We start from the raw sequence: 11,471 nt of genomic DNA on the forward strand, positions 1-11,471 counted from the left end.
GTTTTCCTGACAACCATCAATATCGATGGTTGTCCTGAAGGTGACCTTCTGTTAGGTTAGTGTCACTTAGGGCCGTCGTGGGCGTGCTGTGTGCATGCCTGAAGGGCCAACCAAACAAGCCATGTTTTAGATTGTGTCTTGGCGTCTTGCAGACACCGGCTGTTGGTCAGGGAAGAGGGACAGAGACGATGGCTCAATACATAGTCACGATCACCCCGGTACTCGGTCAGGAAGACGCGGGAGAGGATGCCTCCCGCACCACCATGCGAGTGTTCGCCGAAGAGGGTCAGGTCTACATCAAGGAGCTGACCGTACGCGTCGCGGACGACGTCAAGCTCGGCGCCGCCGACCTGCTCCAGGTCGACCTGGAGCTGCTGATGCAGGCCTTCGCCGCGAAGCGGCCCAGAGCCGTCGTCGCCTCGACCGAAGGCGTGGAGACCACGGCACCCTACCGTGTCACCACGCCGAGCCGGGCGGCCAAGTCCGACCGCGCCTACCGTCGCATGCCGGACCCGAGCGAACTCAAGGACATCTACGTCAAGAACCGCACCGTCATCGGCGTCGCCCAGCACTACGGCGTGCCCACCCACACGGCGCAGGGGTGGATCACCCGGCTCCGACGCAAGGGTGTCATCCCCAGCGCCAAGTGAGGCACCGCACCACCACCCGTCACAGCGGACCGCCGTCGCCGCCCTCGCCGACCAGGTGCGCGCCGAAGGCCGTGTACGAGTGGCGACTGGCCACGAAGTGCTGCCGAGCGGTGTTGGCGTCACGCAGCCGCCGGGACAGGGGAGACGAGTCGTACACCGCCGTCCCGCCGGCCAGCTCGAAGGCCGTGTCGGTCGCCCGTACCGCCAGCGCGGTCGCCTGCGCGGCCGCCGCCCGGACCTGTGCCCGCCGCACCGCCGCGTCCGGGCCCGCGACCTCGCCCCACTCCTGTCCGGCCTGGTCGTAGAGCAGCGCCCGGCCCGCCTGCGCCACCATCCGGGCCTCGCCCAGCCGCTCCTGGAAGGTGGTCGAGGAGGCGAGCCGCGTGGCGCTGAGCGCCGGCCGCTTACCGCCGGCCGCCAGCTCCACGACGTCCCGCAGCGCCCCCTCGGCGATGCCCGTCGCGGCCGCGGCGATGATGAGGCTGGACTGCGCGATGCTCATCGCCGCCCGGTCCGCGCCCGCCGTCCCGGGTGCCAGCGTCACCGCCCGCTCGTCGGGGCAGAAGCCGCCGGAGACGGCCAGATCGTGGCTGCCCGTGCCGCGCAGGCCCAGGGTGTGCCAGGTGTCGACGACGGTCACGTCCGCGGCGGGCAGCAGCATGATCCGGGTGGCGGGCCGGCCGTCGGCCACCGCCACCGCGCGCCCCCGGACCAGGACGCAGTTCAGGTAGACCCAGTCGGCGCGCTCGCAGCCGGTGACGAAGGGCCACTGACCGGAGACCCGCCATCCGCCCTCGACCTCGGTGGCCCTGCCCTTGGGCGCCACCGAGCCGGCCGCGTAGACGTCCGGCCCGTCGGCGAAGATCGTCGCGACCGTCTCCTCCGCCGCGCAGCCGATGATGAGCTGGGACAACGCGACCTGGCCGACCAGCCAGGCGACCGAGCCGTCCGCCGTGCCCAGGGTCTCGATGACCCGTAGCGTGTCCGGCACGCTGAGACCGGCGCCGCCGTGCGCCACCGGCGCGAGCATGCGCAGGCACCCCGCCGCCCGCAGCCCGTCGTACAGCGGGTCCGGGAGCCCGCGGAGCCGCTCCACCTCGTCGGCGTGTTTGGCGACCTCCGGAAGAAGATCACGGACCAGTTGCCACGTCGTCATGCGATCCTCGCCCTCCGGTCTGGCGTGCGGTACGAGTGCCGAGCCGAGCCTGCTCCGCCACTGCGGGCGGCTCGGAAACGACCGATGACCATCCTACTGTCTACCTGTATCGTGCAACAGGCATGGGAGTGTTGTCTGTAGACACTCTGGAAACACAGGTTGCGCTGATCGGGGAGGTGTCTCATGACAGTGTCTGACCCGCAGACACACGTGTTCGCGATGAGAATGTGGAAGTCTCTCCTCGCCACGCAGGAACTCCTCTCGGCGTACCTGGGGGTCAAGCTCGGGTTGTACGAGGCGTTGGCCGCCGCGCCGGGGCCGATGACCCCGGACGAGCTGGCCCGCGCCGCCGACGTCGCCCCCCGGTACGCCCGGGAGTGGCTGGAGCAGCAGGCCGTCTGCGGCATCGTGGAGACCGACGACGTGCGGGCGCCGGCCGACCGCCGCGGGTACCGGCTGCCCGCCGGGCACGCCGCCGTCCTCACGGTCTCGGACGATCCGATGTCCCTGGCCTCCCTCGCCGTGCTGCCCCTCGGCGGCGTCGCCGCCGCCCTACCGGAGCTCGTGGCCGCCTACCGCAGCGGCGCGGGTGTGCCCGACGACGTGTTCGGCGTCGACTGGCGCGACGGCCACTCCGGCGCCAACCGGGCACTCTTCGCCCACCAGCTCGCCGGCTGGATCGCCGAGCAGGTGCCGGACGTGCACGACCGGCTCGGCACGCCCGGCCGGCGCATCGCCGACGTCGCCTGCGGCACCGGCTGGTCGAGCATCGCGCTCGCGCGGGCGTATCCGCACGCCGAGGTGACCGGCCTGGACCTCGACGGGGCCGCGCTGCGGCAGGCCGAGCGGCATGCCGCCGACGCGGGTGTGGCCGACCGGGTCCGCTTCGCCTGCCGGGACGCCGCCGACCCCCAGCTGGCCGGCGGCTACGACCTGGTGTGCCTCTTCGACGCGCTGCACGAGGTGTCGCAACCGGTCGCCGTGCTCCGGGCCTGCCGGCAGTTGCGGGCCGCCGACGGGGCCGTGCTCGTGATGGATGCCAAGGTCGCGCCGGCCTTCACGGCCCCCGGCGACGACGTGGAACGCTTCCAGTACGGCACCAGCGTGCTGCACTGCCTGCCGGCGAGCCGCACCGGCGAGGACTCCACGGGCACCGGCACGGTGCTGCGTCCCGGGATGGTGCGCGAGCTGGCCACCCGGGCGGGCTTCTCGGGGATGACGATCCTCGCCGTCACCGACCGCTTCCACCGGCTCTACCGGCTGACCGGCTGACGCCGGTGCGGGAGGGTCCGGGCGGCCCGGACCCTCCCGCACCGTGCTGCTCAGGAGCCGTCGCGCTCCGCGAGCCGCTCGACCACCAGGTCCTGCACGGCCTGCACGGTGGTGATCTTCCGGGCGGTGTCCTCGTCGATGGGGTCGAGGTCGAACTCGTCCTCGATGGCGAACGCCACCTCCATCAGGGCCAGCGAGTGGTAGCCGAGGTCCTTGATGAGGTGGGAACCCGCCGTCACCACCACGCCGTCCTTCGGCGCCATGTCGGAGATGACCGCCGCCACGGTGGCGCGGATCTCCTCCTCGGTACGGCGGGCGGGCGCGGTCTGCTCGGTCATGGTCGATCTCCTCTGTGTCGCTGGCGTGACGGATGAACGGGGCGCTCAGGAGGCCCGAGCGCCGGTCAGCGGATGGACCTCGGGGGCGGACAGGTCGTGGTGACGCAGGTGGCGGGCCACCGCCCCCAGCGCGGGCGCCCAACGGCGCGACCACGCCGCGACGACCGCTGGCACGTCCTCGAACTCCTCTTCGAGGATCGACAGGCAGGGCACCGGAGCGACCGCGCCGAGCTCCGTCAGCAGCGGGCGCAGGTACTGGTCCCCGGCGCCACGGTGCTTGGCCCAGCCCGCGGTCATCGCGCCGACGGCGACGCAGCCGGCCAGCCCGTCGAGGGGAAGCATGTCCAGGAACAACTTCAGCAGGCCGGTGTAGGTGCCCTTGAACGTCGGGCTGACCACCACCAGCAGGCCGGGGCGGCGGACCAGCTCCAGGGCGCGTTCGGTCTCCGGCCCCAGCGGTACGCTGCGGCTGGCCCGCAACGGCAGCCCGGCGCCGATGTCGGCGAGGTCGACGACGTCCGGCCCGGCCAGCTCGACCCCCTCCGCGGCGAGGGCGAGCGACAGCTCCTCCACCAGCCGGACGGCGATGCCTGCGGTACGCGAGCCCGCCCGGGGGCTGCCCTGCAGCAGTGTCGTCTCCACCCGCGTCATGACGCCTCCCGCCCGAGCAGCCCCTGACGCCGCAGCAGCGGCACCACACCCTCGGCGAAGTTGTACGCCTCTTCGAGGTGGGGCTGCCCGGAGAGGATCAGGTGGTTCATGCCCAGCGCGTGGTACTCGGCTATCCGTTCGGCCACCTGCTCGTGGCTGCCGACCAGCGCGGCGCCCGCACCCGGGCGGACCAGCCCGTAGCCGGCCCACACGTTCGGGTACACCTCCAGGTCGTCGGCCCGTCCGCCGTGCAGGGCGGCCATCCGGCGCTGCCCCTCCGACTCGGTACGGCGGAACCGTCGCTGGGCCTCGGCGATCCGGCCGGCCTCCATCCCGTCGAGCAGCCGGCGGGTCACCGCCCAGGCCTCCTGCGCGGTGTCCCGGCTGATGACGTGGAACCGGGTGCCGAACTCGACGGTGCGGCCCCGCTCGGCGGCCAGCTCGGTGACCCGGTCGGTGAGCTCGGCCAGCCCGTCCGGGCGCTCGCCCCACGCCAGGTAGACGTCGGCGTGCGCGGCGGCCACCCGTTGCGCCGCCGCGGACGAGCCACCCAGCAGGATCGTCGGACGGACGTCGTGCGGCCGGCTCAGCATCCCGGCCTTGATCTGGTAGTGCTTGCCGTGGAAGTCGAAGGGCTCGCCGCCCCAGGCACGGTGGAAGACGTCGAGGTACTCCTCGGTCCGGTCGTACCGCTCGCCGTGGTCGAGCCAGTCGCCGTAGCGTCGCTGCTCGTCGGCGTCGCCGCCGGTGACGACGTTGAGCATCAGCCGGCCGCCGGAGAGCCGCTGGAACGTCGCGGCCGACTGGACGGCGACCATCGGCGGCAGCGCGCTGGGCCGACAGGCGATCATGAATTGCATGTGGCGGGTCTGCTGCGACAGCGCCGCGGCGACCAGCCAGGGGTCCTCACAGAACAGCCCGGTCGGCACCAACGCGCCGGCGAAGCCGAGCCCGTCGACCGCCTGGGCGACCTGGCCGAGGTAGTTCAGCCCCGGCTCCCGTCGGATGTTCCTGGTCCGGTCCACCCCGTCCGCGCTCTTGGCCACCTCCCGACCGTCGCCGTGCAATGGCAGGAACCAGTGCAGTCGCAGTGTCATCAACGGTCCCTTCCGCCGTGAGCCGGTCGACCCGCCCCGGATTGACCTGCCATCCCCGTGTGCACTTGCCTTTCCTGCTATCCACGCGCCTTTACGAGTATGTTCTGGGAGGTTCTCAGGATGCGTGTGATGCTGTCAATACCGTCGCGGTGACTGGTTACCCCCGGGCCGGCAGCCTGGCGTCCGGGCGGTGCGCCGCCGCTGCCGCCACCTCCAGGTAGCCGGCCAGGAACTCCTGCCCCAGCGCCGGGTCGGCCCATCCGCCGGCGCGGAACAGCACGGCCTGCACCCGGTGCTCACCCACCGGGGCCAGGGCCAGCTCGAACGGGAAGCGGCTGCCGATCTCCGTCGGGACGACCAGCTCGAACCGCGCCCCGCCGCCGGTCAGGTCGTGCCGCAACGGCGACATCACGTTGAACATCACGTCGTCGGCCCGCCCGCCGCCGGTGTCCACGAGCCCGGTCGGCAGCAGGTGGAAGGGCAGGTCCTGGTAGGCGAACGCGCTGATCACCGCGGCGTGCAGGTGGCGTACCAGTTCGGCGAAGCTGTTCTGCCGGGCGACCTGGGCACGCAGCAGCACCATGCCGGCGAGCAGGCCGACGGTGTCGCGGACCTCGGGCCGGGACCGGTTGGCGAACATCGACGCCACCGCCAGGTCGGGCTGACCGGTCAGGCGGTGCAGCTGGGTGTGGAAGGCGGCCAGCAGCACCGTGAACATGGTGGTCTTCTCCCGCCGCGCCAGCTCCCGCAGCCCGGCCACCGTCGCCGCCGGCAGCTCGGCCGCGACGGACCGGGGCGCTGCCGCACCCGTGCCGTCGGCATCCGCACCCGTGCCGTCGGCGTCCGCGGCCGGGTAGAGCGCGTCCAGCCGGGGGATCTGGCTGCCCGCCAGCTGCTGTCGCCAGTACCGCTGGTAGCGGCCCAGCCGGTCCGAGGCCAGCAGCTCCTGTTGCGCCTGCGCGAAGCGGGACATCTGCCAGCCCTGCGGGGCGGGGACGGCGGCCCCGCCGCAGGCGGCGTCGTAGCAGGCGACCAGGTCGCGCAGCAGGATGCCGGTGGACCACGCGTCGGTGACCAGGTGGTGCAGGTTCAGGCAGAACAGGTGCTCGGTCGCACCGACCCGCCAGACGCTGGCCCGCGTCGGCCACTGCCCGGGGTCGATCGGCGTCTGGAGGTCCCGGGCCAGCGCCACCTGTGGCGACTCACCCGTCGCCAGGTCGGCCCAGACCAGCGGCTGCGGGCGGGGCGGGTGCACGCGCTGTACGAGACGAGCGCCGCGGCCGTGGAAGGTCGTCCGCAGCGCCTCGTGCCGTGCCACGAGCGCGTCGACCGCCGCCTGCAACGCCGGTCCGTCCAGGTCACCGACGATGCGGCAGACGACCGGGCAGTTCAGCGCGCCGAAGTCCGACCGGTAGTGCTTGATCATCCACAGCAGCCGCTGGGAGACCGAGGCTGGTGTCTCGCGTGCTTCCACAGATAGCACCATAGCCTTTGCCGTTGGCTTTGCGTGTCTGGCGAACTAGTCTTTACTGCTATGAGCGAGTTGGTAGTGCGTTCGACCCAGGACGCCCGGCTCAACTGGGACTACGAGCCCTCCGACACCCGTACCGTGTCGCTCTACCAGCGGGCCAAGCAGGCACAGTGGAGCGTCGACGAGATCGACTGGCGTCTCGACGTACCCTTCGGGTCGCCGCTGCCCGACGACTCCGCCTTCGCCATGGCCGGGTTCGCCGCCTCGCCGCTCGCCCCCCGGGGTCGGCTGGCCTGGGACGAGTTCCGGTGGGAGCTCCAGGCGTGGATGGTCAGCCAGTTCCTGCACGGCGAGCAGGCGGCCATGGTGGTCGCCGCCCGGCTGGTGGAGATCGTCTCGGGCCTGGACAGCAAGCTGTACGCCGCCACCCAGGCCGTCGACGAGGCACGCCACGTGGAGGTCTTCTCCCGCTACCTGCGCGAGAAGATCCAGCGGCCGTACCCGATCTCCGAGCCGCTGGAGCTGCTGCTCACCGACATCCTCGAGGACAACCGCTGGGACGTCATCTCGCTGGGCATGCAGATCATGGTCGAGGCGCTGGCGATGGCCGCCTTCCGGCTGGCCCACAGCACCTTCCACGACCCGCTGATCAAGCAGATCACCGGGCTGGTGGCCCGGGACGAGGCCCGGCACGTGTCGTTCGGCGTCCTGACGCTGCGCGGCCTGTACGACGAGATGACCTCCCGGGAGCGCACCGAGCGGGAGGAACTGGTGCTGGAGTCCGCGGCCCTGATCCGCCGCCGGTTCCTCCTCGGCGACATCTGGGAACGCATGGAGATCCCGATGACCGAGGGACTCGACTTCGCCGCCCGCAACGAGCTGATGGTCGCCTACCGGCAGGCCATCTTCTCCCGGGTGGGCCGGGCACTGGACCAGATCGGACTGATGACCCCCCGGGTGCGGGACGGCCTCGTCCGGCTGGATCTGATCCAATTCGTGGAGGGCAGGCGTGGTGGCTGAACGAACGGGCGTCCGGCAGCGGCCGCCGATGGACCTGGCGTCGCTGATGCGGCTGGCGGAACTGACCGACGTCATCGTGCCGATGACCACCCGGGCGGTGAGCGACCTGGGCATCGCCGACCTGCTCGCCGACGGGCCCCGGCCGGTGGCCGAACTCGCCGCCGAGTCCGGCGCGCACGAGCGGTCACTGTGCCGGGCGCTGCGGGCGCTGGCGTCCAGGGGCATCTTCACCGAACCGGAGCCGGAGGTGTTCGCCCTGACCCCGCTGGCCCAGCCGCTGCGCAGCGACCACCCGATGTCGATGCGCGCCGTGTACACCCTGCTCGCCTCCGACGTGCAGGCCTGGGCGGAGCTGCCGCACAGCCTGCGCACCGGCGAGGCCGCCTTCGACCGGGCGCACGGCACCGACTACTGGAGCCACCTGGCCGACAACCCGCAGGAGAGCCGGCGGGTCGACCGCTGGATGCACGCGATCACCCGGCTGCACCTGCGTACCGTGCTGCCCTGTCACCCGTGGGGGGAGCTGGCACACGTGGTCGACGTCGGCGGCGGCGACGGCGGCTTCCTCGCCGGGCTGCTCGGACGCTATCCGGCGATGCGCGGCACCCTGCTGGACCTGCCGCACGTCGTGGCGGCGGCGGACCGGGTCCTCACCGAGGCCGGGGTGCGCGACCGGTGCGCGATCGTCCCCGGCAGCTTCTTCGACGAGCTGCCCGGCGGTGCGGACGCGTACCTGCTCAAGACGGTGCTGCCCGGGTTCGACGACGACCAGGTGGTGGCGGTGCTGCGGCGGGTCCGGGAGGCGATGCGGCCGGACAGCCGCCTGCTGTTGCTGGAGGCCGTCCTGCCGCCGGGGGACACCTTCGACGTGGCGAAGCTCTACGACGTGCACACGCTGGTGCTCACCGGCGGCACCCACCGCACGGCCGAGGAGACCGCCGTCCTGCTGGAGCGTGCCGGGCTGCGGCTGGACACCGTCCGGCCGACCGCCACGCTGACCATCCTCGCCGCCACGCCCGCCTGAACCAGGCCCCGCGGCGCACACCCCGGGAGGCCTGCCCGGCGTACACCCTGGGAGGCGTGCCCGGCGTACACCCCGGGAGGCCTGCCCCGCGCACACCCCCCCCGGGAGGCCTGCCCGGTCCACGACCGGGGCAGGCCCCCTCCGAGCCACGGCGGGAGGCTCAGCCGGGTTTGACGGCCAACGGCACGTGGGCGAAGGCCCGGAACGGCGTGTCGGTCTCCCGGACCAGCGCGCCGGCCTGCTCCACCGAGCGGGTGCGGCGCAGCACCCAGTCGAAGACCACCTGTGCCTCCGTCCGGGCCAGGAACGCCCCCAGGCACAGGTGCCCGCCGCCACCGAAGGTGACGTGCGGATTCGGGTCACGGGTGACGTCCAGCGTGCCGGGGGAGCGGAAGACCGCCTCGTCGTGGTTGGCCGAGCCGAGCATCAGCACCAGCACCCGTCCGGCCCGGATGGTGCGCGAGCCGACCCGGACCGGCTCCCGTACCAGCCGGGCGGTGCCCTGGATGGGCGCCTCGAAGCGGAGGAACTCCTCCACCGCACCGGGCACCAGGCCGGGGTTCGCCCGCAGCAGGGCGAACTGGTCCGGTGCCCGCAGCAGCGCGGCGAACCCGTTGGTGATCAGGTGCACGGTCGTCTCGAAGCCGGCGAAGAACGAGAAGACGGTGTTGTCCACGATCTCGTCGTGGCTGAGCCGGTCCCCGTCCTCGTCGACCTGCAACAGCGTCGACAGCAGGTCGTCCCCGGGGGCCTTGCGGCGCTCGTCGAGCAGACCGCCGATGTACGCGCGCAGCCACTCCACCGACTCGTGCGCCGCCCCCCGGGCCTGCTCCGGCACGATCGCGCTGAACGCCCGCCCGAGCCGGACGGCGTGCTGGCGGACGTCCTCGTGCGCCTCGGGCGGAATGCCCATCAACGTCGACACCACCAGCACGGGCAGCGGGTACGCCAGGTCGCGTACCACGTCGTAGTCGCCGCCGTCCAACGCCGGGGCCAGCAGGTCGTCCACGGTCCGCTCGATGTAGCCGCGCATCCGCCGGACCACGGCCGGGGTGAAGGCGCCGCTCATCAGCCGCCGCAACCGGACGTGGTCCGGCGGGTCGCGGTAGAGCATGATGCGCTGGAAGAAGCGGCTGGCGGCCCCCTCGCCCACCGACAGGTGGTGGTACGCCTCGGGGAACTCGCTGCCCAGCCGGGGGTCCTTCTGCAGGGCCACCACGTCGGCGTGCCGGGTCACGCCCCAGCTGCCGGGGCCGAACCGGCACAGCGGCCCGGCCTCACGTAGCCGGGCGTAGGTCGGGTAGGGATCTTCCAGGACGGCGGGGTCGAGCGCGTCGAACCGGGGCGGCAGGCCGGAGGCATCCATACCTGCCAGTCTTGGCCCGAACCCGCCGCCTGGGCAAGTCTTTACGCGTGTTTGCCGAAAACCCTATGCCGAGGCTTTCTGGGGCAGGTAGCTGCCGAAGCACCACACGTGCCCCTCCAGGTCGTAGGCTCCGTAGTCACGCGAGCCGTACGAGGTGTCGTGCAGGTCGTAGACCAGCTTGGCGCCGGCCTGCACCGCCCGGGCGTGGTGCTTGTCGACGTCGGCCGCGTCACCGACACAGATGTAGATGCCACCGCTGGTGGCCGGCAGGTCGCGCGGGCTGACCATGCCCAGCGTGTCGTGCGGACCGCCGCCGCCGAGCTGGATCGTGGAGTCTCCCCAGCTCAGCTCGGCGTGCACCACCTCGCCGTCGACCTCGGTGATGTCGAAACGCTCCAGGCCGAACGCGTCGACCAGCCAGTCGACGGCGGCGGTCGGGTCCTGGTAGCGCAGGAAGGGGATGACCGGGGAGAACGATCGGTCCGACATGAAACCTCTTCTCGGGTAGTCCATCCATGCGGTGTGGACATCATAGGCGACTCGCCTTTTCGCAAGGGTCGACATCGCACTCGACGACCGTCAGCGGGCGGCCGAGCGTGGCCAGCGCGCCCCGGTAACCGTCGCCGACGGCCAGGTCGCTCAGGTGCACCTCGACGTGCGGAGGTGGGCGGTTCGCCCAGCTCAACAAGGATGCGGGGGCATCAGGGGCGCTGACGGTGAGGTCGGCCGGGGACAGCACGAGACCGTCCCCGGTCGCCTTGAGGACGGCCTCCTTGCGGGTCCAGTACCGGATGAACCCGGCGAGTCGCCGCTGCTCGGGCAGGCCGTCGAGCACCCGACGCTCCGCCGGGGACAGCGCCGAGACCGGGATCCGGTCGCCCCGCAACGCCACCCGTTCGATGTCCACCCCGCACACGGTGTCGCGGGCGATCGCCACCACGACCCGGGCCGCCGAGTGGGACACCGACACGTGCAGCACACCCGTGCGGGTGTGCACCTCCAGCCGACCGTGCGGGCCGGCGCAGTGCCGGCAGGTCGAGGAGAAGACGACGTCGCGGGGATCCGTGTCGGCGTGTCGGGCGGCCAGCAGCCGGGCGGTGACCCGACCGGTGACGAAGCGCGCCCGGGCCTGCTCGTGGCCCAGCGCCCGGGCCCGCGCCCGTTCGGCGTCGTCGAGCAGGGCGGACAGCCGCTCGGGGACCGGTCCGACCGGGCACCGCCAGATCAGGCACTCGTCGCCGCCGAGTCGCTCGCCCACGCCGTGCCCCCCGTCCGGCGGCGTATTCCGCCTCGCCTTCGTGGCGAGTCTTTCCTAGTGTTGCCGACTATCTCTAGACCCGAGTCGAAAGTCGCTGATAGCTTAGCGCCAGCCGACCGGAGACGTCATACCGGAGACGTGGTAGAGCCTTACCGAGGAGACGCGACA

The 11,471-nt window shown here is 72.1% G+C and carries 12 protein-coding genes; 4 read left to right on the forward strand and 8 right to left on the reverse strand.

Annotated elements, in window-relative coordinates:
• Positions 1-263 precede the first annotated feature (263 nt).
• Positions 264-650 (forward strand): hypothetical protein, encoded by a 387-nt coding sequence (locus O7625_RS18125; protein ID WP_231932714.1) that lies wholly within the window; start codon positions 264-266, stop codon positions 648-650.
• A 19-nt stretch (positions 651-669) separates the two neighbouring features.
• Here the strand turns inward: O7625_RS18125 and O7625_RS18130 are convergent, their stop codons facing one another.
• On the reverse strand, positions 670-1,806 hold the full coding sequence (locus tag O7625_RS18130; RefSeq protein WP_282340100.1) for an acyl-CoA dehydrogenase family protein: 1,137 nt from the start codon (positions 1,804-1,806) through the stop codon (positions 670-672).
• A 183-nt stretch (positions 1,807-1,989) separates the two neighbouring features.
• Here O7625_RS18130 and O7625_RS18135 point away from each other — a divergent pair, with 183 nt between their 5' ends.
• Positions 1,990-3,078 carry a class I SAM-dependent methyltransferase gene (locus O7625_RS18135; protein WP_282340101.1) on the forward strand — a complete coding sequence of 363 codons (1,089 nt, stop codon included), beginning with the start codon at positions 1,990-1,992 and terminating at the stop codon, positions 3,076-3,078.
• A gap of 50 nt (positions 3,079-3,128) precedes the next feature.
• On the opposite strand, the gene O7625_RS18140 is transcribed toward O7625_RS18135, so the two are convergent.
• From O7625_RS18140 to O7625_RS18155, 4 genes are all read right to left on the reverse strand, one after another.
• Positions 3,129-3,416: a phosphopantetheine-binding protein gene (locus tag O7625_RS18140; protein ID WP_067302530.1), complete on the reverse strand. Its 288-nt coding sequence runs from the start codon at positions 3,414-3,416 to the stop codon at positions 3,129-3,131.
• 45 nt (positions 3,417-3,461) lie between these two features.
• The gene (locus O7625_RS18145; RefSeq protein WP_282340102.1) at positions 3,462-4,067 is read right to left on the reverse strand and encodes an NAD(P)H-dependent oxidoreductase; all 606 of its coding nucleotides are present in this window, start codon (positions 4,065-4,067) and stop codon (positions 3,462-3,464) included.
• Positions 4,064-5,164 carry an LLM class flavin-dependent oxidoreductase gene (locus O7625_RS18150; protein ID WP_282340103.1) on the reverse strand — a complete coding sequence of 367 codons (1,101 nt, stop codon included), beginning with the start codon at positions 5,162-5,164 and terminating at the stop codon, positions 4,064-4,066. Before O7625_RS18150 ends, O7625_RS18145 begins: the two co-directional genes overlap by 4 nt.
• 157 nt (positions 5,165-5,321) lie before the next feature.
• On the reverse strand, positions 5,322-6,638 hold the full coding sequence (locus O7625_RS18155) for a condensation domain-containing protein (RefSeq protein ID WP_282340104.1): 1,317 nt from the start codon (positions 6,636-6,638) through the stop codon (positions 5,322-5,324).
• A gap of 60 nt (positions 6,639-6,698) precedes the next feature.
• On the opposite strand from O7625_RS18155, the gene O7625_RS18160 reads away from it, so the two are divergent.
• Together O7625_RS18160 and O7625_RS18165 are read left to right on the forward strand one after the other, a co-directional pair.
• Positions 6,699-7,655 carry a ferritin-like domain-containing protein gene (locus O7625_RS18160; RefSeq protein WP_282340105.1) on the forward strand — a complete coding sequence of 319 codons (957 nt, stop codon included), beginning with the start codon at positions 6,699-6,701 and terminating at the stop codon, positions 7,653-7,655.
• Positions 7,648-8,679 (forward strand): methyltransferase, encoded by a 1,032-nt coding sequence (locus O7625_RS18165; protein ID WP_282340106.1) that lies wholly within the window; start codon positions 7,648-7,650, stop codon positions 8,677-8,679. Before O7625_RS18160 ends, O7625_RS18165 begins: the two co-directional genes overlap by 8 nt.
• A gap of 160 nt (positions 8,680-8,839) precedes the next feature.
• Here the strand turns inward: O7625_RS18165 and O7625_RS18170 are convergent, their stop codons facing one another.
• The 3 genes from O7625_RS18170 to O7625_RS18180 form a co-directional block, all read right to left on the reverse strand.
• On the reverse strand, positions 8,840-10,045 hold the full coding sequence (locus O7625_RS18170) for a cytochrome P450 (RefSeq protein ID WP_067302548.1): 1,206 nt from the start codon (positions 10,043-10,045) through the stop codon (positions 8,840-8,842).
• A gap of 63 nt (positions 10,046-10,108) precedes the next feature.
• Entirely contained in the window at positions 10,109-10,534 is a 426-nt protein-coding gene (locus O7625_RS18175; protein ID WP_282340107.1) for a VOC family protein, read from the reverse strand.
• Between the two features lie 40 nt (positions 10,535-10,574).
• On the reverse strand, positions 10,575-11,303 hold the full coding sequence (locus O7625_RS18180) for a 4'-phosphopantetheinyl transferase superfamily protein (RefSeq protein WP_282340109.1): 729 nt from the start codon (positions 11,301-11,303) through the stop codon (positions 10,575-10,577).
• Between the last annotated feature and the right edge of the window lie 168 nt (positions 11,304-11,471).

The sequence above is a fragment of the Micromonospora sp. WMMD714 genome, from assembly GCF_029581315.1.
In the GTDB taxonomy this organism is placed as follows: Bacteria; Actinomycetota; Actinomycetes; order Mycobacteriales; family Micromonosporaceae; genus Micromonospora; species Micromonospora rifamycinica.